General features: G+C 67.4%; 19 protein-coding genes and 4 pseudogenes. 7 read left to right on the plus strand and 16 right to left on the minus strand.

Going from position 1 to position 20587, the window contains the following annotated elements:
* Positions 1 to 82: 82 nt before the first annotated feature.
* The 5 genes and pseudogenes from ACHMWU_RS22160 to ACHMWU_RS22180 form a co-directional block, all read right to left on the minus strand.
* Positions 83 to 826: a phosphoglyceromutase gene (locus ACHMWU_RS22160; protein WP_396047270.1), complete on the minus strand. Its 744-nt coding sequence runs from the start codon at positions 824 to 826 to the stop codon at positions 83 to 85.
* A gap of 18 nt (positions 827 to 844) precedes the next feature.
* Positions 845 to 1510, minus strand: coding sequence for a DsbA family protein (locus ACHMWU_RS22165; protein ID WP_396047272.1), 666 nt, complete (start codon positions 1508 to 1510; stop codon positions 845 to 847).
* 40 nt (positions 1511 to 1550) lie between these two features.
* On the minus strand, positions 1551 to 2063 hold the full coding sequence (locus tag ACHMWU_RS22170) for a YbjN domain-containing protein (RefSeq protein ID WP_396047274.1): 513 nt from the start codon (positions 2061 to 2063) through the stop codon (positions 1551 to 1553).
* The gene (locus ACHMWU_RS22175; protein ID WP_396047276.1) at positions 2060 to 2935 is read right to left on the minus strand and encodes a glycosyltransferase; all 876 of its coding nucleotides are present in this window, start codon (positions 2933 to 2935) and stop codon (positions 2060 to 2062) included. Before ACHMWU_RS22175 ends, ACHMWU_RS22170 begins: the two co-directional genes overlap by 4 nt.
* Positions 2818 to 3312, minus strand: a pseudogene (locus tag ACHMWU_RS22180) (glycosyltransferase); the annotation flags it as partial. The gene ACHMWU_RS22175 and the pseudogene ACHMWU_RS22180, both read right to left, overlap by 118 nt.
* 74 nt (positions 3313 to 3386) lie before the next feature.
* On the opposite strand from ACHMWU_RS22180, the gene ACHMWU_RS22185 reads away from it, so the two are divergent.
* A complete protein-coding gene (locus ACHMWU_RS22185; RefSeq protein WP_396047278.1) occupies positions 3387 to 4127 on the plus strand; it encodes an SDR family oxidoreductase in 741 nt (246 codons plus the stop codon).
* 114 nt (positions 4128 to 4241) lie between these two features.
* Here the strand turns inward: ACHMWU_RS22185 and ACHMWU_RS22190 are convergent, their stop codons facing one another.
* The 4 genes from ACHMWU_RS22190 to ACHMWU_RS22205 all read right to left on the minus strand — a co-directional run bounded on the left by ACHMWU_RS22190 (position 4242) and on the right by ACHMWU_RS22205 (position 8022).
* Positions 4242 to 4424: a hypothetical protein gene (locus ACHMWU_RS22190; protein ID WP_396047280.1), complete on the minus strand. Its 183-nt coding sequence runs from the start codon at positions 4422 to 4424 to the stop codon at positions 4242 to 4244.
* 65 nt (positions 4425 to 4489) lie between these two features.
* A complete protein-coding gene (locus tag ACHMWU_RS22195) occupies positions 4490 to 5851 on the minus strand; it encodes a DHA2 family efflux MFS transporter permease subunit (protein ID WP_396047282.1) in 1362 nt (453 codons plus the stop codon).
* A gap of 228 nt (positions 5852 to 6079) precedes the next feature.
* Positions 6080 to 7555: a DHA2 family efflux MFS transporter permease subunit gene (locus ACHMWU_RS22200; protein ID WP_396047284.1), complete on the minus strand. Its 1476-nt coding sequence runs from the start codon at positions 7553 to 7555 to the stop codon at positions 6080 to 6082.
* Positions 7552 to 8022 (minus strand): MarR family winged helix-turn-helix transcriptional regulator, encoded by a 471-nt coding sequence (locus ACHMWU_RS22205; protein WP_396047286.1) that lies wholly within the window; start codon positions 8020 to 8022, stop codon positions 7552 to 7554. Before ACHMWU_RS22205 ends, ACHMWU_RS22200 begins: the two co-directional genes overlap by 4 nt.
* Before the next feature lie 158 nt (positions 8023 to 8180).
* Between ACHMWU_RS22205 and typA the strand changes: the two are divergent.
* A pseudogene (typA, locus tag ACHMWU_RS22210) lies at positions 8181 to 10043 on the plus strand (translational GTPase TypA).
* A gap of 198 nt (positions 10044 to 10241) precedes the next feature.
* Here the strand turns inward: typA and ACHMWU_RS22215 are convergent.
* The 5 genes from ACHMWU_RS22215 to ACHMWU_RS22235 form a co-directional block, all read right to left on the minus strand.
* On the minus strand, positions 10242 to 11078 hold the full coding sequence (locus tag ACHMWU_RS22215) for a hypothetical protein (protein WP_396047288.1): 837 nt from the start codon (positions 11076 to 11078) through the stop codon (positions 10242 to 10244).
* A 224-nt stretch (positions 11079 to 11302) separates the two neighbouring features.
* Positions 11303 to 11977: a LysE family translocator gene (locus tag ACHMWU_RS22220; RefSeq protein ID WP_396047290.1), complete on the minus strand. Its 675-nt coding sequence runs from the start codon at positions 11975 to 11977 to the stop codon at positions 11303 to 11305.
* The gene (locus ACHMWU_RS22225) at positions 11974 to 12351 is read right to left on the minus strand and encodes a hypothetical protein (RefSeq protein ID WP_396047292.1); all 378 of its coding nucleotides are present in this window, start codon (positions 12349 to 12351) and stop codon (positions 11974 to 11976) included. The genes ACHMWU_RS22220 and ACHMWU_RS22225 overlap by 4 nt, the downstream gene beginning before the upstream one ends.
* A 75-nt stretch (positions 12352 to 12426) precedes the next feature.
* Entirely contained in the window at positions 12427 to 13212 is a 786-nt protein-coding gene (locus ACHMWU_RS22230; protein WP_396047294.1) for a sugar phosphate isomerase/epimerase family protein, read from the minus strand.
* Positions 13213 to 13236: 24 nt separating this feature from the next.
* Positions 13237 to 14148 (minus strand): Ppx/GppA phosphatase family protein, encoded by a 912-nt coding sequence (locus ACHMWU_RS22235; RefSeq protein ID WP_396047296.1) that lies wholly within the window; start codon positions 14146 to 14148, stop codon positions 13237 to 13239.
* 64 nt (positions 14149 to 14212) lie between these two features.
* Here ACHMWU_RS22235 and ACHMWU_RS22240 point away from each other — a divergent pair, with 64 nt between their 5' ends.
* Together ACHMWU_RS22240 and ACHMWU_RS22245 are read left to right on the plus strand one after the other, a co-directional pair.
* Positions 14213 to 14956, plus strand: a complete 744-nt coding sequence (locus ACHMWU_RS22240) for a hypothetical protein (RefSeq protein ID WP_396047298.1) — start codon at positions 14213 to 14215, stop codon at positions 14954 to 14956.
* Positions 14957 to 14998: 42 nt separating this feature from the next.
* A pseudogene (locus tag ACHMWU_RS22245) lies at positions 14999 to 15638 on the plus strand (VOC family protein).
* On the opposite strand, the gene ACHMWU_RS22250 reads toward ACHMWU_RS22245, so the two are convergent.
* Entirely contained in the window at positions 15592 to 16317 is a 726-nt protein-coding gene (locus tag ACHMWU_RS22250) for a hypothetical protein (RefSeq protein WP_396047300.1), read from the minus strand. The pseudogene ACHMWU_RS22245 and the gene ACHMWU_RS22250 sit on opposite strands and share 47 nt — an antisense overlap.
* 90 nt (positions 16318 to 16407) lie before the next feature.
* On the opposite strand from ACHMWU_RS22250, the pseudogene radA reads away from it, so the two are divergent.
* A pseudogene (gene radA, locus ACHMWU_RS22255) lies at positions 16408 to 17783 on the plus strand (DNA repair protein RadA).
* 42 nt (positions 17784 to 17825) lie between these two features.
* The gene (gene disA / locus ACHMWU_RS22260) at positions 17826 to 19043 is read left to right on the plus strand and encodes a DNA integrity scanning diadenylate cyclase DisA (RefSeq protein WP_396047302.1); all 1218 of its coding nucleotides are present in this window, start codon (positions 17826 to 17828) and stop codon (positions 19041 to 19043) included.
* A gap of 23 nt (positions 19044 to 19066) precedes the next feature.
* On the opposite strand, the gene ACHMWU_RS22265 is transcribed toward disA, so the two are convergent.
* Positions 19067 to 19639, minus strand: a complete 573-nt coding sequence (locus ACHMWU_RS22265; RefSeq protein WP_396047304.1) for a hypothetical protein — start codon at positions 19637 to 19639, stop codon at positions 19067 to 19069.
* A gap of 47 nt (positions 19640 to 19686) precedes the next feature.
* Here ACHMWU_RS22265 and ACHMWU_RS22270 point away from each other — a divergent pair, with 47 nt between their 5' ends.
* Positions 19687 to 20580: an A/G-specific adenine glycosylase gene (locus ACHMWU_RS22270; protein ID WP_396047306.1), complete on the plus strand. Its 894-nt coding sequence runs from the start codon at positions 19687 to 19689 to the stop codon at positions 20578 to 20580.
* Positions 20581 to 20587: the final 7 nt, after the last annotated feature.

Consider the following 20587-nt stretch of genomic DNA (forward strand, 5'->3'; position numbering starts at 1 on the left):
CCGCCCTTCGCCGAGGGGGTTGTCGCCCTCGCCGAAGGCGGTTAGCCGCTCCTCGAGGGGCCGTAACCCCCTCCTCAGCGGGTCAGCGGCCTTGGTTGGCGACTGCTGCGATGGCAGCTTCGGCAGCGGCCGGGTCGAGGTACGTGCCGCCCGAGATGGTCGGCTTGAGGTCGGCATCGAGGTCGTAGACCAGCGGGATGCCGGTCGGGATGTTGAGGCCCACGATGTCGGCCTCGCTGACACCATCGAGGTGCTTGACCAGTGCGCGCAGCGAGTTTCCGTGCGCCGTCACGAGGACGATCTTGTCGTCGAGCAGGTCGGGGACGATCGCGTCGTACCAGTACGGCAGCATGCGGTCGAGGACGTTCGACAGCGCCTCGGTGCGCGGCAGCAGCTCGTCGGGCAGTGCGTCATAGCGGGGGTCGGCGGCCTGGCTGAACTCCGAGTCGTCAGCAAGGGCCGGGGGCGGGGTGTCGTACGAGCGGCGCCAGGTCATGAACTGCTCCTCGCCGAACTCCTCCAGCGTCGCCTTCTTGTCCTTGCCCTGCAACGCACCGTAGTGACGCTCGTTGAGGCGCCATGAACGCTTGACCGGGATCCAGTGGCGGTCGATGCCGTCCAGGACGATCTGCGAGGTGCGGATCGCGCGGCGCAGCAGCGAGGTGTGCGAGACGTCGGGCAGCAGGCCCGCATCGGCGAGCATCGTGGCGCCCTTGTGGGCCTCCTCGACGCCCTGCTCGTTGAGGTCGACGTCGACCCAACCGGTGAACAGGTTCTTGGCGTTCCACTCGCTGTGGCCATGACGCAGCAGGATCAGGGTGCTCATGGGACCGAGCCTATTCGGTCAAGATGCCGAGGAATCAGCGGCCTTCCACTCCTGGTGGATCCGGTGCAGCGCCTGCACGTAGTCGTTCTGCGACTGCACACCAGCCAACGTCCAACGCTGCTCGATCACGATGTACGGCAGCTGCTCGATGTCGAGGCTCGCGGCGGTGTCGGCCTGCGTGTGCACCTTGTCGGCGTACTCGGTGCTCGCGAGCAGGGCCTCAGCCGTCTCGAGGTCGAGCCCGACCAGTGCCGCGCGGGTGGCCAGGGCGAAGGGATCACCGATGTCAGCACCCTCCAGGAAGTGCGCCCGCCACAGCTGGTGCAGCAGGTCTCGAGGGAACTCTGGGCCGCTCTCGGCCGCCCAGGTGATCAGCCGCCAGGCATCGAACGAGCTCGCCGCCACGGCCTCCTCGAAGTTGAGGTCGATCGCCGTGATCTTGGCGGCCGCCGTGACCCGGGCATTGATGAGCTCGGCCTGGTCCCGACCCCCGAGGCGTTCTTCGAGGACGTCCATGAGCGGTCTGCCCTCGCTCACGACTTCTGGCTCCACGAGATGGGCCCGGTAGCCGATCTCGACCGGCTCCCCCGTCAGGATCGAGAACATCGCCGCTGCTCGTTCGAAACGGATAGCGCCGATGTATGCCCAGGGGTCCGTCACGTCGGCGAACACGATGGCTTTCACGGACCCAACGCTACGCGACCGCTGGTCACCAGGCCGCCGTTCAGGGCTTGAGGTGCTTGAACGCCTCGAGATTGCGGGTCGACTCGCCGCGCGATTCGCGCCACTGCCACTCCTTGCGGATCGAGCTGGCGAAACCGAGCTCGAGGATCGTGTTGAACGACTCGTCGGCATACGTCAGCACCGCCCCGAGGACCCGATCGATCTCGTCGGCCGTGACGGCCCCGAGCGGCAACCGGCCGTCGAGGTAGATGTCGCCGGCCGAGTCGACCGCGAAGGCCACGCCGAACATCTTCAGATTGCGCTCGAGCAGCCAGCGGTAGACGACCTGGTGGTTCTCGTCGGGGTTGCGGGCGACGAAGGCGTGGATGCCGAGCGCATGCTTGCCGATGTCGAGCCGACACGTGGTCTGCAGCTTGCGCTCGCCGGGCAGCGTGATCTCGAAGACTCCCGGCTGATGCTCGGTGTAGGCGAGCTCAGCGGCGTCAAGCGCCTCCACGATGATGCTCCGGACGTCCTGCACGGCCCCATGATCCCTTCGCTGGCGCTCGCTCATGACTGCTCCTCCTGGTGGGACGCGACGGCTTCTGCGTAGACCGCCAGGGTGCGGTCGGCGGTGACGTCCCAGCCGAATCCTTCGGCGTGACGCACGGCCTTGTGGCTCATCGCCTCGCGCAGTCCTGGGTCGGTCAGCAATGGATGGATGGCCGCGGCGAAGTCGGCCGGATCGTGGCCGTCGACCAAGACCCCGCTCACGCCGTCGGAGACCGCGGTGGTCAGACCGCCGACCCGGGCGGCGACGACGGGCGTGCCGCACGCCTGCGCCTCGATCGCGACGAGACCGAACGACTCGTTGTAGGACGGCACGCACACCACTGACGCCGCGGCGTACCAGTCGGCCAGCTGTCGTTGCGAGACCGTCGGCACGAAGCGGACGACGTCGTCGATGCCTAGCTCGGACATGAGATCTGTCAGCATCGACGGATGTTCCAGCCCTGACCCTGAGGCTCCACCGACGACCGCGACGACCAGTCGTTCACGTAGGGCCGGATCTCGTTCGAGCATGACCGCAGCCGCACGCAGGACGACGTCAGGCGCCTTGAGCGGCTGGATGCGCCCGGCGAACATGAGCAGCGCGGCATCAGGCGCGATGCCCAGCAGCTCGCGCGCCTCGCTCTGGCGTCCCGGCCGGAACACCTCGACGTCGACGCCGGGGTGCACGACCGCGACCCGCTCGGGCTCGGCGTCGTACACTCGATGAGCTCGCGGCGCTCTTCGGAGGTGTTGGCGATCAACCGGTCGGCAAGCCGGACGATCTCCTCCTCGCCGTAGATGCGGCCGATCGGCTCGGCGGCGTCTCCTTCGGCGAGCATCGCGTTCTTGACCTTGGCCATGGTGTGCATCGTGTGCACGAGCGGGACGTTCCACCGTTCACGAGCAACGGTGCCGACCTGGCCGGAGAGCCAGTAGTGCGAGTGGACGAGGTCGAAGTGGCCCGGCTCGCGCTCGACCTCGGCGCGCAGCACGTCACGCACGAAGGAGCACAGCTGGGACGGCAGGTCGTTCTTCTGCAGGCCTTCGAACGGGCCGGCGGCGACGTGGTGGACCCGGATCCCCGGTCCGGCGTCGACCAGGACGGGTTGGTGCCGTGACGTCGCACGGGTGAAGATCTCGACCTCGATGCCTCGAGCCGCCAGCTGGCGCGACAGCTCCAGGACGTAGACGTTCATCCCGCCGGCATCACCGTCACCGGGCTGTTCGAGGGGGGAGGTGTGCGCCGAGAGCATCGCCACTCGTTGGATCATGGGCACCACCTTTCGGGTCCATCGTCGCACCCTGCATCCAATGTGGCTCGGCGGTGGTCTGACACGATGGGCTCATGCCCACAGCCGTTGTCACCGGAGCCAGCAGCGGAATCGGCGCTGCCAGCGCCCGCGCGCTCGCCTCCGCCGGATTCCATGTCTTCTGCGTCGCTCGTCGCACTGATCGCGTCGAGGCTCTCGCCGCCGAGATCGGTGGCACCGCGGTGACGTGCGACGTGACCGATCCCGCTCAGGTCGCAGCACTCGCTGATGCGGTCGGTCCGACCCTCGACCTGCTGCTCAACAACGCTGGCGGAGCACTTGGCAGCGACACCGTGGCGAATGCCGATCCTGACGGGTGGCGCCAGATGTACGAGGTCAACGTCATCGGCACCCTACTGGTCACCAAGGCCCTGCTCCCCGCGCTGGTGGCCAGCGGCGCCGGGACCCTGCTCAACCTCGGCTCGATCGCCGGACATCTCACCTACGAGGGCGGCGCGGGCTACACCGCCGCGAAGCACGGGTTGACCGCGATGACCGAGACCTTGCGGCTCGAGCTCAACGGCCAGCCCGTCCGGGTCACCGAGATCGCTCCTGGCATGGTGCGGACCGATGAGTTCTCGCTCAACCGTTTCCACGGCGACGCGGCCGCCGCCGACGCGGTGTACGCGGGAGTCCGTGAGCCCCTGGTCGCCGAGGACATCGCCGACGCGATCGCCTGGGTCGCGACGCGCCCCGCGCACGTCAACGTCGACCTGATGGTGCTCAAGCCCGTGGCGCAGGCCGCCCCGCACAAGGTGCATCGCGAGCAGCTCTGACCCCCTCCGCACGCAGCAAGGGCCTTTGCCACTCACCTCGCGTCACAGCGCTGGGTGAGTGGCAAAGACCCTAGGCCTCGTGGGAAACCGCCACGTGGGAAACCGCCAGGTGGGTCAGTGCATCACGATGGGCGGAGCGACGCCGTCGCCGTCCTCCAGGGGTGTGATCTGACGCTTGCGCGGCAGGAACGCGACCGGTATCAACGTGAAGACCAGCACCCCGAAGGCCACCCAGTAGGACGACGCGAACGCGTCGGCCAGGTCGTGGAAGCCCTGCTGCAGCACATCGGCCGGCACCTTCAGCGCGTCGACGAGTCCAGCGCCACGATCGGTGTGCGAGCCCGCAGCCAGCTGCGCAGGGGTCAGACCGCCGTCGACACCCGGCAGCTGTCGGAGCCGGCGAGGACGTCGCCGCTCTTCATGGCATTGGTCAAGATGACCGAGATCGTCGCGATACCGGTGGCACTGGCCACCTGCTGCGTCACGTTGAGCAGCGTCGACCCACGAGCCACGTCATGCGGCTTGAGCGTCTTGAGCGCCGACGTGAACAACGGCATCATCGTGGCGCCCATGCCCAGACCGGTGATGAACAGCCACGTCATGATCGTCAGGTTCGACGTTCCGGGGTCGGTGCTCTGGGCCAGGCCGAACATGCCGATCAGGATGCCCAGGAAGCCGAACGGAACGATGCGACCCACGGGGATCTTGTCGGTCAGCGCTCCGGCGATCGGCATCGTGACCATCGCGCCGATGCCCTGCGGCGCCAGCAGCAGACCGGCCTTGAGCACCGAGTCGCCGTTGACCTGCTGGAAGTAGGTCGGCACCAGCAGCAGCGCACCGAAGAACGCCGCAGCGAAGAAGAACATCGTGATGACCGACGCGGTGAGGTTGCGGTCCTTGAACAGCCTCAGGTCGAGCAACGGGTGCTTGGGCTTGAAGGAGTAGAAGACGAACACGATGATCAGCGCCAGGCCGATGAGCATCGGGATCAGCACCTTGCCCGCCATCAACGTGCCCTTCTCGGGGATCGTCGAGACGCCGTAGAGCAGCAGTGCCAGGCCCGGCGACAGCAAGATCATGCCGACGACGTCGAGCGACTCGCTCGGCTCGGGCGAGTCCTTCGGCAGGACCCGCTGGGCGTACAGCAGACCGATGATGCCGATCGGCAGGTTGATCAGGAAGACCCAGTGCCACGAGGCAGCGTCGATCAGGATGCCGCCGATGATCGGGCCGAGGATCGGGCCCAGCAGCATCGGGATGCCGAGGATCGCCATGAGGCGTCCCATGCGGTGGGGGCCCGCAGCGCGGGTCATGATCGTCATGCCGAGTGGCATCAGCATGCCGCCGCCGAGTCCTTGGAGCACCCGGAAACCGATCAGGGCCTCGATGTTCCAGGCCGTCGCGCACAGCAGCGAGCCAACCGTGAACAGGGCGATCGCCGTCATGTAGAGCCGCTTGGTGCCGAACCGGTCGGCTGCCCAACCGGTCAACGGGATGACTGCGGCCAGGGCGAGCATGTAGGCCGTTGCCGTCCAGGCCACGGTCGAGTAGGCCAGCGGCTCGTCGCCGCTCGACAGCTCGGTCTGGAACGTCGGCAGCGCGACGTTGACGACGGTGACGTCGAGGATCGACATGACGGCGCCGAGCACGACGACGCCGGCGACCTTGAGTATCTCGGGGGTGATCTTGTCGTCGTCGGGGACGACATCACGTGGGGTGGTCATAAGTGTTCTCCTGGTCGTTACGCGGTCCGCGAGTCGTGACCGTTGTGCCCGGTGTCGTCGCCAGGGGGTGTGCCGGACGCCACATGGGATTGGTGCTCTATGAGAGAGCAAGGCCTGTCATGGCCGGAGAATTCCCGGGATCGGAAGATATATTCGCTCTGAAATCACGAGGACGCCCCGCCGGTCGTGGCGGGGCGTCCTGGCGTGCGAGCAGCGCTGATCAGTGGATCAGCACCGGCGGCTTGGGGCCGCCGTCGTCCATGAGGTGCGACTCGTCGTGCTTGCGCGGCAGGAAGTACACCGGGATGAAGGCGACGAGCACCAGCACGAAGGCCACCATGAACGTCGTGGCGAAGCCGTTGGCCGCGAACTCGGCTGACCGACGCCTGCCGCCGGAGTCGACGTGAGCTGGTTGGTCAGGATGACCGACAGCACCGCGGTACCGATCGAGCCGGCGACCTGCTGCACGATGTTGACCATCGTCGAGCCGCGGGCGACCTCGTGATTCGTCAACGTCTTGAGTGCCGACGTCATGATCGGCATCATCGTGCCGCCCATGCCGAGGCCCATGACGAACAGCGAGCCGCACAGGATCCAGTAGGAGGTGTCGGCCTCGACCTGGGTGAAGCCGAAGAAGCCGACTGCCATCAGGGCCAGCGCGAACGGAACCGTCCGGCCGATCGGGACCTTGTCGGCCAGCACGCCGGCGATCGGCATCGTGATCATCGCGCCGATTCCTTGTGGCGCGATCAGCAGACCTGCCATGAGCGTCGTCTCGCCCCGCACCTGCAGGAAGTAGGACGGGAACAGCAGGCCGGCACCCATGAACGCGATCATGAACACGAACATCGAGACCGTCGCGATGGTCAGGTTGCGGTTGCGGAACAGTCGCAGATCGATCAGCGGTTCGTCCTTGCGCAGCGCGTGGAACACGAACGCGATGATCAGCAGCAGGCCGGCCGTCGACGACACCACGACGCGGGTGCTGATCGATGCGCCCTCGCCGCCCTCGGCGATCGAGGAGACACCGAACAGGAACAGCGCCAGACCAGGCGACAGCAGCAGCATGCCCATGAAGTCGAACTTCTCGGACTTGCTGGGCACGTCGGTCGGCAGCACGCGCTGCGAGTACAGCAGGGCGATGATGCCGATCGGCAGGTTGATCAGGAAGATCCAGTGCCACGATGCGATGTCGATGAGCCAGCCACCGAGGATCGGGCCCATGATCGGGCCCATCAGCATCGGGATGCCCATGATCGCCATGAGGCGACCGATGCGGTCGGGACCGGCTGCCCGGGTCAGGATCGTCATGCCCAGCGGCATCAGCATGCCGCCGCCAAGGCCCTGGACCACGCGGAAAGCGATCAGCATCTCGATCGAGTCGGCGACGGCGCACAGCACCGAGCCGACCGTGAACAGGAACAGGGCGGTCAGGTAGAGCCGCTTGGTGCCGAACCGGTCGGCTGCCCACCCGGTCAGCGGGATGACCGTCGCGAGCGCCAGCGTGTAGGCCGTCATGGTCCACGCGACAGTGGCGTAGGTGGAGCCGAAGGCCTCCTGGAACGTCGGCAGCGCGACGCTGACGACCGTGATGTCGAGGATCGACATGATGGCGCCGAGCACGACGACGCCGGCGACCTTGAGCACCGCGCCGTCGATCTTGTCGGGGTATTCCGCTTCGGGTGGAGCGGTCGAGCTGGTCATGAGGGTTCTCCTGTGTTCTTTCGCGGAGCGAGGACGTCGCCCGCGAGGACGTCTGTGAGTGCGCGGTGCAGGTTGTCGCGCTGGTGCTGCGGAAGGGCTTCGGCGAACGTCTTGATCGAGGCCCGCTTGGCCACGAGGTGCGCGTCGACGACGGCTTCTCCGCTGGGTGTGAGTGAGACGAGCTTGACTCGGCGGTCGGTGGAGCATTCGCGCCGTTCGACGAGGTCGAGCTTGAGCATCTGCTCGACGTTGCGACCTGCAGCAGCGTCGGACAGGGTCAGGCCCGAGGCGATCGAGTGGATCGACATCGGGTCGGACGCGGTGGCCAGCATGAACAGCAGGCGCACCTGCGAGAACGACAGGTCGAGCTCGACCAGCGCCTCCATGCCCTCGACCTCGGCCAGGTGCATGACGCGCACGATGAAGTCGTCGAGCGCATCGAAGAGCTCGGCCGCAGAAGTACTCACCTCGAAATACTAACGCTCATGCAACCTTTGCTTCAATGGAATGTTTGCTAACTCACAATGAATAACTGGTACGCGATTCGTCGCACCGGGGCGCCAACCCGTAGAATGGGAAGGCTCTGTACGCAACGAGCATTCCCCACGCTTAGGACATTTTTCGCATGCCCATTCGCTCCGATCTGCGCAACGTCGCAATCGTCGCCCACGTCGACCACGGCAAGACCACACTGGTCGATGCCATGCTGCAGCAGCAGGGCAGCTTCGACGAACATCACCAGCTCGCCGAACGCGCCATGGACTCAGGCGACCTGGAACGCGAAAAGGGCATCACGATCCTCGCGAAGAACACCGCAGTCCGCTACAACGGTCCCGGTGCGCCTGAGGGCGGCGTCACGATCAACATCATCGACACCCCCGGCCACGCCGACTTCGGTGGCGAGGTCGAGCGCGGTCTGTCGATGGTCGACGCGGTCATCCTGCTCGTCGACGCATCCGAGGGCCCGCTCCCCCAGACCCGTTTCGTGCTCCGCAAGGCGCTCGCCGCCAAGATGCCGGTCGTCCTGGTCGTCAACAAGGTCGACCGTCCTGACTCGCGCATCAGCGAAGTCGTCGACGAGACGTACGAGCTGTTCCTCGACCTGCTCGAAGACGGTGCCAGCGAGGACGCGCTCGACTTCCCCGTCGTCTACGCCTCGGCTCGCGCCGGGCGCGCCTCGCTCAACAAGCCCGACGACGGCGGCCTGCCCGACAGCGAGAACTTGATCCCGCTGTTCCAGACCATCATGGACGCGGTCCCCGCCCCCGAGTACACCGAGGGCGCACCGCTGCAGGCCCACGTCACCAACCTCGACGCCTCGCCGTTCCTCGGCCGTCTGGCCCTCGTCCGGGTCAAGGAAGGCACCCTCAAGAAGGGTTCGCAGGTCGCATGGATGAAGGTCGACGGCTCCGTCGACCGGGTCAAGATCACCGAGCTGCTCGTGACCCACGGCTCGAGCGCGTTCCCGGCGAGTCCGCAGGTCCTGGCGACATCGTCGCCATCGCGGGCATCCCCGAGATCATGATCGGTGAGACGCTCGCCGATCCCGAGAACCCCGTCGCGCTGCCGCTCATCACGGTCGACCAGCCCGCCATCTCGATGACGATCGGCACCAACACCTCGCCGCTCGCCGGTCGCGAGAAGGGCACGAAGGTCACCGCCCGCCTCGTCAAGGACCGTCTCGACCGCGGCTCATCGGCAACGTGTCGCTCAAGGTCGTCGACACCGATCGTCCCGACGCCTGGGAGGTCCAGGGTCGTGGCGGCTCGCACTGGCCATCCTCGTCGAGCAGATGCGTCGTGAAGGCTACGAGCTGACCGTCGGCAAGCCGCAGGTCGTCACCAAGGAGGTCGACGGCAAGCTGCACGAGCCGATGGAGCGCCTGACGATCGACGCCCCCGAGGAGTACCTCGGCGCGATCACCCAGCTGCTCGCGGTCCGTCGTGGTCGCATGGAGCAGATGATCAACCACGGCACCGGCTGGGTCCGCATGGAGTTCATCGTTCCCGCACGTGGCCTGATCGGCTTCCGCACCCAGTTCCTGACCGAGACCCGCGGTACCGGCATCGCGCACCAGACGTTCGAGAAGTACGAGCCGTGGGCCGGCGAGATCCAGACCCGCGCCTCGGGCTCCTTGGTCTCCGACCGCGCCGGTGCTGCGACGTCCTACGCGATGACCAACATCCAGGAGCGCGGCACGCTGTTCATCGAGCCGGCGACCGAGGTCTACGAGGGCATGATCGTCGGCGAGAACTCGCGCGCCGACGACATGGACATCAACATCGTCCGTGAGAAGAAGCAGACCAACGTCCGCTCCAACGCCGACGAGTTCGAGAAGCTGATCCCGCCGCGCAAGCTGTCGCTCGAGCAGTCGCTGGAGTTCTGCCGCGAGGACGAGTGTGTCGAGATCACCCCGCAGCACGTGCGCATCCGCAAGATCATCCTCGACGCGACTGAGCGCAACCGCGCCAACCGCGGCAAGAAGTAGCCCTTTCCCGCTGAGGCGGTGACTTAGCGACCTATCCCCCGCCGGGACAGGTCGCCAGGTCACCGCCTTCGTGCGTTGCGGGACTTTCGAGGCGTGGCCGGCCGATTCGGCGTGATCGGCTCGAACAGTGCTGCCCATCGCCCACCGAACGTGGGCGCCTGACCGTCGAAGCCACCCTGGACAAGTTGGCGATAGACCTCAGAGACGAGCTTTTCGAGGCTGCGCCAGCTTCTCGTTCGTGACCTGGACATAGCGCCAGCCGCCGTCACGCAGCCCGCTGTAGCGGTCGATGTCGGTGTTCCATTGCGTCAGGTGGGTGAGGTGCTGACGTCCCTCGTACTCGACGAGAACCTTCCACCGCAAGTAGACGAGATCGCCGCAGCCGAGCAGGTCGCCCTGCCCGTTGAAGACATCGCGGTTGACGTCAGGCGACGGTAGACCCGAGAAGACCAGGACCGCACGGCTCTCAGACTCCTTGAGTGACCGCGAACGCGCATCAAGATGGGGCATGACCTTGACTGCCTCTCGTGCACCTGGCCGCCACCTGTCCCGTTGAATCAGCTCCCCGACCTCAACCGACGTCATGTGTCGACGACGCAGGAGCCAGTCGCCGACCTTGATCGCGTCGATCATCCGCGCCTGTTCACAGAACTGGACGAAGGCTACGGCGGGAGTGACCCCAGTCTCGTCAAGCGGCGGCAGCACGGTCGTCCGGTGCAGGAAGATGTCTTCGGCTTCGATGTGCAGGTCGCCGGACACGACGAAATGGAACGGCCGCTTGTCACCGACGTCGAGCCCGAGCTGTTGCAGACGCGAGATGTGGCTGAGCTGTGCCCGGCCAGGCATCGTGAGTCGAGCGGCGTCCATCCAGTCGGCGTCGCTCATCACGTGATCGACGTGCACCCACACTCGCGGGAACGGAGAGACCCAGCTCTTGCCACGGAGCTGCCGTTCGGTGACACCGAGCGCCCGTGCCTCATGCACGTGGAACGGGCGGTGACGGAGACCGTCAGGGACGACTGGAACCGGAGGCATGAAGATCATCCGACCTCGTCGCCGCCCGCCATGACAGGCCATCCCTGCCCACTGTGGACATCCGCCCTGCCGCGGCGCCCTGTGGACGGGTGACATAGCGAGGTTTCCCGGCCCCTGGCGGTGACATAGCGACGTGCCCGAACCCGCGGCGGTGACATAGCGACGTGTCCGAACACGGGAAAGGTCGCTATGTCACCGCCCCTGGAGCAGGATGGGTCGCTAAGTCACCGCCCCCGGGGTGAGGGGGATGGGGTCAGTGGGAGTTGCCGGTGACGGCGAGGCCGACGCCGAGACCGATCATCGACGTCCCGCCGACGGCGCCCATCGCGGCGCCGCGGCGCGGGGACGCGTTGAACCATGACCGCAGCTGGCTCGCGATGACCGCCCACAGCGAGTCCGACAGCAAGCCGATGACGACGGCGACGAGCCCCAGCAGCAGCATCTGCAGCGGGATCTGACCACCGTCCCCGCACGACGAACTGCGGCAGCAGCGCACCGATGATCATGAACGCCTTCGGATTGGAGAAGCCCACGATGAACCCCTGGCGCACGACAGTGCGACGAGACAGCAACGGCGCCGCACCCTCCCCAGCGTCAGCCACGCTGAATGCCGACCGATGCCGGATCGCCTGCACGCCCAGCCAGATCAGGTAGGCCGCGCCGACGAACTTCAAGATCATGAAGACGACGATCGACTCCTGCACGATCGCGCCGAGCCCCATGGCCACCAGGACCACGATCGCCAGCAGGCCGAGGGTGTTGCCGAGCACCGTCATCAGCGCGACACCGCGGCCATAGGCCAGCGCTCGTCCGATGACGAAGACGACGCTCGGGCCCGGTATCGCAATCAGGATGAACGCCGCGAGTCCGAAGGTGAGGAGCTGCTCGACCGTGATCATCCGATGACCTCGAAGCCGAAGAAGAACATCGGGCGGTCGTGGATCAGCGCCGAGCCGAGGGCGATGAAGAACGTCACGACGATCGACACCGGTACGTAGACGACCACGGCACGCCAGATGACTGACCACAGGTCACGCACCGTCCACGCCTCCCGAAGCCGCCACAGGAGGTAGGTCGCGATCGCCGCCACCACACCATAGGCGAGGTAGACGCCCCACTCCTCGCGAAGCACATCACCCACGACCGACAAGCGATCACCGAGTCCCTCACCGATGTGCACGGCGAAGGCGACCAGCGAGAAGATCCTCGAGACGCCCTCCAGCCCGACGAACAGGGCAGACACGACAACACCGAGCAGCCACTGCCGCTGCATGTGTGGCTCCGACCGCCACTGGGATACCTGGTCATGAGGCAGAGGGGCAGCTTCCATGCCCTGCAGGCTACCGCCTCAGACGGACGCGTGGAGGCGGGTGAACGCCAGCGCCTCCAGCAGTTCGGACTCGCGTTCGGCCTGGTCCTTGGCCTTGCGGGTGTTGACCTCGACCACGATCTCGCCGGCGAAGTCAGAAGCGGCGACGGCTGCGAGGAACTCCTTGCACGGCTGCGTGCCACGTCCCGGGATGAGGTGCTCGTCCTTGGCCGAGCCTGATCCGTCGGTCATGTGGATGTGCGCGAGCCGCGGCCCGAGGTCGGCGGCCATCTCGACGGGGTCGCCGCCAGCCGTCGAGCTGTGCGACAGGTCGAGGGTCACGTGGGCGTAGTCCTGCTCGATGGGGTCCCATCCGGGCGCGTAGGCCTGGAACTCGCGCTTGCCGGTGCGCCACGGGTACATGTTCTCGACCGCGAAGGTGATGCCGTGGCGGGTCTCGAGCTCGGCGATGCCGTCGACGAACGTCCGTGCGTAGTCTCGCTGCCACCGGAACGGCGGGTGCACCACGACGACCGAGGCTCCCACCTCGAGGGCCATCTCAGCGCTGCGGTGCAGCTTTCCCCACGGATCGCTGCCCCAGACCCGCTGGGTCACGAGCAGGCAGGGCGCGTGCACCGAGACGATGGGGATCTCGTGAAATCCGCTGAGCGCCTTGACCGCGGTGATGTCGGCACTGACGTCGTCGATCCCGACCATGACCTCGACTCCGTCGAAACCGAGGCGTGCGGCGGTCTCGAAACCGCTGGACGTCGACCCCGGATAGACCGAGGACGTCGACAACGAGACGCGAAGGGGTGCGGGCACGCTTCCAAGAGTAGGCCGCACCCCTCAAAGGTGATCGAGATGCTCCAACAGGACGCCCTCTCGCAGCGCCCAAGGGCAGATCTCGAGCTCGGAGACGTCGAACAGATCCATCGTCGCCTCGGCCACCAGGGCACCGGCCTGGATCTGGTGCGCCCGGTCGGGTGAGACGCCTGGGAGCTGGCTGATGGCCTCAGGAGTCATGGTCCGCAGCTCTTCGACCAACGCCGACAGGTCGTGCTTGCGCAGGACCCTGCGCACGTACTGCCCGTCGGTCGACGGCGCCGCACCGCAGATGCGGGCCAACGACCGGAACGTCTTGCTGGTGGCGACAGCTCGATCGAACGTCCCTCCACGCAGCACCGAGCCGGCCTTGGCGGCGATCTGCTCGCGGATGTGCAGCCGCAGGTCGACCGTCGACCGACCCGCGTCGAGCCAGTCGCGCGTCAGCCGGCCGGCCCCGAGCGGGATCGAGTGCGCGACGTCGGGCGACTCGTCCGAGCCCGCGGCGATCTCCAGCGAGCCACCGCCGATGTCGAACACGCCGAGTCGTCCAGCAGACCACCCGAACCAGCGTCGAACGGCCAGGAACGTCAGCCGTGCTTCGTCCTCGCCGGCCAGGACCTGCAGGTCGACTCCGCTGGCCTCGTTGACCCGCGCGATGATCTCGTCGCCGTTGTCGGCGTCACGGACCGCCGACGTGGCGAACGCCAGGATCGTGGTGCACCCCTTCTCGGCTGCTTCGGCCCGCGCCTCTACGACGTACTTGACGAGGCGCGAGACCCCCTCCTCGGCGATCAGGTTGCCTGCATCGAGCTGTTCGGCCAGCCGCAGCGGCTCCTTGTAGGAGTGCGCCGGGACGGGAGGTCCTCCGCGGAAGGCGTCGACGACAAGCAGGTGTCCCGTGTTGGAACCGATGTCGAGGACGCCCATACGCATACCGCCATTCTGGCATCGCCGAAAACTGTGAATGACGCCGCAACGCCGGTTAGAGTGGCGGGCAATGCCCGAGATCGAGATCGGATTCCCCCGGACGTACGTGGAATTCGCCAATCCAGACGACGCCGACGAGGTCTTTCGGTGTGACCTGACGTGGCTGACGTCGCGGTGGACGTGCATCTTCGGGCAAGGGTGTCCCGGCATCTACGACACGAGCCCCGACGCCGGATGCTGCACGCTCGGCGCGCACTTCGCCGACGACGAGGACGCCCAGCGGACGCGCGTCGTGATGGAGAAGCTGACTCCCGAGCAGTGGGAGCGCCACGACGAGGGGCACCGCGACGGCTGGACCGAACGTGATGACGACGGCGAGCTGAAGACCCGGGCCGTCGACGGAGCGTGCATCTTCCACAACTCACGCGGGTTCGCCGGCGGGTACGGCTGCGCGCTGCACGGGTTCGCGCTCGCCAACGACCTGCCGCCGCACACCGTCAAGCCAGACGTCTGCTGGCAGCTTCCGCTGAGGCGCCAGTTCCGCGACGTCGACCGCGGCGACGGCACGACGTACACCGAGACGCAGATCGGCGAGTACACCCGCGCAGGCTGGGGGCCGGGCGGCGCAGACCTCGACTGGTACTGCTCGTCCAACACCGAGGCGCACGTCGGCGTGGAGCCCGTCTACGTCTCCAACCAGGACGAGCTCACAGCCCTGATGGGCGAGCGCGGATACCGCGAACTTGCCCGGCACTGCAGGGATCACGAGGTGCGCGGCGCCAATACACCACACCTCGCCGACCCCATCCGATGACCCCCTGACCTCGGGCCGACAACGGCTGGGTCAGAATGCAATATGCACCTCGATCACGTCTCTTTCGCAGTCGGTCCCAACGGCCTCGCCGGCACCACAGCCGAGCTCGGCGCGTTGCTGAACGCCAGCTTCCTCGACGGCGGCGCCCACCCTCGGTTCGGCACCCGCAACATGATCCTGCCCCTGCAGAACCGGCAGTACCTCGAAGTCGTCACGGTGCTGGACCACCCGGCTTCCGACAAGGCTGCCTTCGGCAAGGCCGTGCGTGAACGGTCCGAGGCCGGCGGCGGCTGGATGGCCTGGTGCGTGTCGGTCGACGACATGGAAGAGGTCGAACGCCGTATCGGCCGCCATGCGGTGCCCGGCAACCGTCGCCGTCCTGACGGCTTCAACCTCGAGTGGCGTCAGATCGGCACCAGCAGCATGCGATCCGATCCGCAGCTCCCGTACGTCACGGCGTGGGACATCGATCCGGCTGAGCACCCTTCTCAGATGGCCGAGTCCGACATCAGCCTGATCGCCCTCGACATCGCTGGTTCGCCGCAGCGACTGTCCGACTGGCTGGGCGAGCCGGCCATCGACGCACTCGAGGAGATCGAGGTCAACTGGACCGCCCCCCAACGGGCTGCCCGGCATCATGGCAGCCACGTTCCGCACGCCGAAGGGCGACGTCCGGATCTGAGCAGCTGTCTCGGGCTGGCCCTACGACGAGCGCGACGTGCGCTGCAGATGGGCCAGCTCGGCTGCGGCGCGACCTCGGCGAGGTGCCCGCGCTGCCACAGGGCGTAGACGCAGAACCCGGCGAGCACCGAGCCCAGTGCACCGAGCGACATGTCGCTGAGCGTGTCGGCGTAGGCTCCCAGCCGTTCGGGTGACCAGCGCAAGAAGGCGAAGTACTCGGCGATCTCCCACACGAGGGCGGCACTGACACCGAAGGCGACAGCGCGTTCGAGCACCGCCGACAGCGGGGTCGAGCGGTGCATCGTCAGCAGGATGACCGCAGCGGTCAAGAGCCCGGTGTTGACGAAGTGCACCATGTTGTCGAAGGACTCGACCGAGTCGTAGAGATTCAAGAAGTTGCCGAACATGTCGCTGAAGCAGGCGAACGTCACCAGGAAGTCGGCGGTCCACGGGAACGACGCCCGAGGACGCCACCACGTCATCCAGATGAACGGGATCGCGAACGCGGCGAGCGGGTAGCCGATGGCGCGCGGCACGAGGCCCTTGCCGTCGAGGTTGCCGAACCCGGGAACGAGAAGTGCCAGCCCCAGGAGCAGCACCAGCCCGGTCTTGGCGGCGATGTTGGCCGACTTGATGACCGGCGGCGCGGGGTACCGGGTGGACACGGCGACGGACGTCATGCCAGGAGTTTAGTCGCCCGCCCGGCAGTTCGACGAACCCCACGTGCTGCGCCCACCAGAACTGTCCGCCCTCTCACCTAGGGTGAACGCATGGCCAGCACCAAGACTGCTCGACCCGCATACGTGTGTGCCGACTGCGGATGGACCACCAGCAAATGGGTCGGCCGGTGCGGAGAGTGCCAGGCCTGGGGCACCGTCGACGTCGCGGCGCCTGCGCGGGCCGGACGCACCAAGCCCGCTCCGGTCGCCACGGCGGCCGTGCCGATCAGCCAGGTCGCGATCGAGTCGGCCCGCTCGGTCGGCTCGGGCATCGGCGAGCTCGATCGCGTGCTGGGCGGAGGTGTGGTTCCCGGCGGAGTGCTGCTGCTGGCCGGCGAGCCCGGCGTCGGCAAGTCGACGCTGCTGCTCGAGGTGGCGGCCAGGTGGGCGCGGGCCGGACGCCGCACCCTCTACGTGTCGGGTGAGGAGTCCGCCGCCCAGGTACGCCTGCGTGCCGAGCGCACCGGCGCCGTCGACGACTCGCTGTACCTTGCCGCCGAGACCGATCTCGGTGCGGTGCTGACCCACGTCGAGACCGTCAAGCCCAGCCTGCTGATCATCGACTCCGTCCAGACAATCGGCTCGGCCGATGTCGAGGGTGTGCCCGGCGGCGTGACCCAGGTCCGAGAAGTGGCCTCCTCGGTCATCCAGCAGGCCAAGCTAACAACATCGCGACGCTCCTCGTCGGGCACGTGACCAAGGACGGCTCGGTCGCCGGACCGCGCGTGCTGGAGCACCTCGTCGACGTCGTGCTGCAGTTCGAGGGCGACCGCAGCTCACGCCTGCGCCTGCTGCGTGCGGTCAAGAACCGGTTCGGCCCCGTCGACGAGATCGGTTGCTTCGACCTGGTCGACGACGGCATCGTCGAGGTGCCTGATCCGACCGGGCTGTTCGTGTCACGGCACGACCAGCCTGTCGCGGGCACCTGCGTCACGGTCACGATGGAGGGACGGCGCCCCCCTGCTGGCCGAGGTTCAGGCGCTCAGCGTCCCGACTTCCACCCCGTCGCCGCGGCGCACGTCCAGCGGGCTCGACTCCTCTCGCGTGGCGATGATCCTGGCCGTGCTGACCAAGCACTGCGGGGTGCCGCTCGGCCAGTCGACGTCTACACCGCCTCCGTCGGTGGGGCCCGGCTCATCGAGCCGTCGGTCGACCTGGCGCTTGCGGTGGCGACTCTGTCGGCGGTGTCCAACCAGGCCGCGCCCACCGATCTGATCGCGATCGGCGAGGTCGGCCTGGCCGGCGAGGTCCGCAAGGTCAGCAATCTGGCCGCCCGTCTGCGCGAGGCAGAACGCATCGGATTCAAGCGGGCCATCGTGCCAGCCGGGTCCGAAGGCCTCGACTCGATCTCCAGCAGCATGACAATTCAGCCGATCCACACGATTGCCGAAGCGCTGGCCTGTCTGGGTGCGCCAGTACGCACCTGAGGGGCCTTAGACTGTCCCTGACCTGAGTGCGGAGGGAGGGCCATGTCCACGGCAGCTGAACGTCATGCGGCGTCACTTGATGCATCCACCCGGATGCGTGCGACGTTGTCGTCCGTCGCGCCCGGAACCACCCTGCGCGAGGGACTCGAACGCATCCTGCGCGGCCGCACCGGCGCCCTGATCGTGGTCGGCCACGACAAGAGCATCGAGGCCATCTCGACCGGCGGATTCGCCCTCGACGTCCCGTTCACGGCAACCGGGCTGCGCGAGCTCGCCAAGATGGATGGCGCGATCATCCTCGACAAAGATGCCAGCCGCATCGTGATGGCCGGGGTCCACCTGATGCCAGATCCGGCAATCGTGACCGAAGAGACCGGCACCCGCCACCGCACAGCAGATCGGGTGGCCCGGCAGACCGGTGTCCCGGTCATCTCGGTGTCGGCGTCGATGCACATCATCGCGCTCTACCTCGGCAGCTTGCGCCACGTGCTCGAAGACACCGGCGCGGTCCTCGGCCGCGCCAACCAGGCCCTGCAGACCCTCGAGCGCTATCGCAACCGCCTCGACGAGGTCTCCGATGCCCTGTCAGCGCTCGAGATCGAAGATCTGGTCACGGTGCGCGATGTCGCCGCGGTTGCCCAGCGGCTCGAGATGGTCAGCCGCATCGCCGGCGAGATCGACACCTATGTCCTCGAGCTGGGCAGCGACGGACGTCTCCTGGCCCTGCAGCTCGAAGAGCCCATCGCCGGCGTCGACGCCGAACGCGAGCTCATCATCCGTGACTACATGCCCAGCGGGCGTCGAGCTTCGCCCGCTCGAGGCCGTGCTCGCCGAGCTGGCGGCGATCGAGTCGACCCATCTGGTCGATCTCGGGGCCGTGGCCCGTGCCCTGCGCATCGGCACGCAGGAGACTCTCGACGGACCGCTGGCTCCTCGGGGCTACCGGCTGCTCGCGCGCATCCCACGACTGCCGATCTCCGTGGTCGAGGGCCTGATCAACCACTTCGGCTCCCTGCAGAAGCTGTTGGCGGCCAGCATCGAAGATCTGCAGACCGTCGACGGGGTCGGCGACCTGCGGGCGCGCGGCGTCCGCGAGGGGCTGTCTCGACTCGCCGAGTCGAGCATCCTCGAACGCTACGTCTGACTAGCCCTCCGCAGGCTTGTCGGTCGTCTTGTCTGGCTTCGGAGTCTTGTCTGGCTTCGGGGTCTTGCTCGGCGTGGGCGTCTTGCTCGTCTTCGCAGGCTCAGGCTTGGCCTTGAGGGTGAACTTCGTCTTGCCCGGCTCACCGCCCAAGGTACCGATCTGCAAGGTGTAGGTGCCCGGCGTCGCATAGCCCTCGCCTCAGCTGCGCTTCGAGCCCGAGCCCCGTCCGGACCACTCGACGTTCGCCAGCGTCGCCCAACCTGCCGAGACCGCGATCGGCCCGTCGATCAGGCCGTCCTTGCAGACCGTCGAGTCCCACACAGCCGTCCCGTTGGCGCTGATGACCGCGATGGCGTCGGCATCCTCTGCCGTCAGCGTGCACGGACTCTTGCTGGTCGAGCCTCACGACCAGCCCGATCTGGACCGGTCCCTTCGTCAGCTGCCCCGACTTCACCGACGGCACGACCCGGATCTTCTGCGGATCACACGCCTTCGTGGCGCTGACCAGGCTCACGTCGACCCGGCCGTTGACCTTGGCGACGGGCGCTGCCGTGGTCGTCACGGCCGGCGGCGGGGTCGTTGCTGCGGCCTGGGGCTCGTCGTCGGAGCCACCGAACAGTCTCAGCCCGATCCAGACCACAGCGATCAGGGCGGCCAGCACGAGGAGTCGTCGACGCCAGTAGATCTCGGCGGGCAACCTGCGCTGGCTCACGGTCACACGATAGGTCCCCGGACCGCTCGTGCGAAAATCGACCCGCCATGTCTTCCACCACAACTGTGCTGCCGAGTCCCGAGCTCGACCGCCTCCACGAGAGCATCCTCACCTGGTTCGACGAGGCCGCCCGCGATCTGCCCTGGCGCCGCAACGCGTCCGCCTGGGCCGTCATGGTCTCCGAGTTCATGCTCCAGCAGACACCTGTCGTCAGGGTCCTGCCGGTCTACGAGGCCTGGATGGCCCGATGGCCGACTCCTGCCGACCTGGCCGCCGAGCCGACCGGCGAGGCCATCCGGGCGTGGGGCCGGCTCGGCTACCCGCGCCGTGCCCTTCGTCTGCACGCAGCTGCCGTGGCGATCGTGGAGCACCATGAGGGCGAGGTGCCCCGCACGCGGGCTGAGCTGCTGGCGCTGCCTGGTGTCGGGGACTACACCGCTGCTGCGATCGAGTCCTTCGCCTTCTGCGGGAGGGCTGTCGTGCTCGACACCAACGTCCGCCGGGTTTTCGCGCGCGTCATCTCTGGGGTCGAGTTCCCGTCCCAGTCCGTCACGGCGGCCGAGCGTGGGCTGGCCACCGAGCTGCTGCCGTCGGTCGACGCCCACCGCTGGGCCGCCGCGACGATGGAGCTCGGGGCGATCGTCTGCACCGCGCGAACGCCAGCGTGCGAGGCCTGCCCCGTCGCATCGACGTGCCGGTGGCGAGCCGCAGGCTTTCCGGCCTATGACGGTCCCCCACGTCGGGGCCAGGCGTGGGAAGGCACTGATCGGCAGTGCCGCGGTCGCCTGATGGCGGTGCTGCGCGAGGCTCATGGCCCCGTGCCGAAGTCAGCGCTCGACCTGGTCTGGCCCGATGCCGCCCAGAGAGAGCGAGCCTTGGACGGCCTGGTCGCCGACGGACTCGTCGATCCGGTGGCCGATGGCGAGTACGCCCTGCCCTGAGGGTCCT

The organism is Aeromicrobium sp. UC242_57, assembly GCF_044452305.1.
In the GTDB taxonomy this organism is placed as follows: domain Bacteria; phylum Actinomycetota; class Actinomycetes; order Propionibacteriales; family Nocardioidaceae; genus Aeromicrobium.

Coding starts and splice junctions, on each gene's coding strand:
- ACHMWU_RS22160 (WP_396047270.1), bottom strand. CDS start 826: ATGAGCACCCTGATCCTGCTGCGTCATGGCCACAGCGAGTGGAACGCC.
- ACHMWU_RS22170 (WP_396047274.1), bottom strand. CDS start 2,063: ATGAGCGAGCGCCAGCGAAGGGATCATGGGGCCGTGCAGGACGTCCGG.
- ACHMWU_RS22185 (WP_396047278.1), top strand. CDS start 3,387: ATGCCCACAGCCGTTGTCACCGGAGCCAGCAGCGGAATCGGCGCTGCC.
- ACHMWU_RS22195 (WP_396047282.1), bottom strand. CDS start 5,851: ATGACCACCCCACGTGATGTCGTCCCCGACGACGACAAGATCACCCCC.
- ACHMWU_RS22200 (WP_396047284.1), bottom strand. CDS start 7,555: ATGACCAGCTCGACCGCTCCACCCGAAGCGGAATACCCCGACAAGATC.
- ACHMWU_RS22215 (WP_396047288.1), bottom strand. CDS start 11,078: ATGCCTCCGGTTCCAGTCGTCCCTGACGGTCTCCGTCACCGCCCGTTC.
- ACHMWU_RS22220 (WP_396047290.1), bottom strand. CDS start 11,977: ATGATCACGGTCGAGCAGCTCCTCACCTTCGGACTCGCGGCGTTCATC.
- ACHMWU_RS22225 (WP_396047292.1), bottom strand. CDS start 12,351: ATGCAGCGGCAGTGGCTGCTCGGTGTTGTCGTGTCTGCCCTGTTCGTC.
- ACHMWU_RS22235 (WP_396047296.1), bottom strand. CDS start 14,148: ATGCGTATGGGCGTCCTCGACATCGGTTCCAACACGGGACACCTGCTT.
- ACHMWU_RS22240 (WP_396047298.1), top strand. CDS start 14,213: ATGCCCGAGATCGAGATCGGATTCCCCCGGACGTACGTGGAATTCGCC.
- ACHMWU_RS22250 (WP_396047300.1), bottom strand. CDS start 16,317: ATGACGTCCGTCGCCGTGTCCACCCGGTACCCCGCGCCGCCGGTCATC.
- disA (WP_396047302.1), top strand. CDS start 17,826: ATGTCCACGGCAGCTGAACGTCATGCGGCGTCACTTGATGCATCCACC.
- ACHMWU_RS22270 (WP_396047306.1), top strand. CDS start 19,687: ATGTCTTCCACCACAACTGTGCTGCCGAGTCCCGAGCTCGACCGCCTC.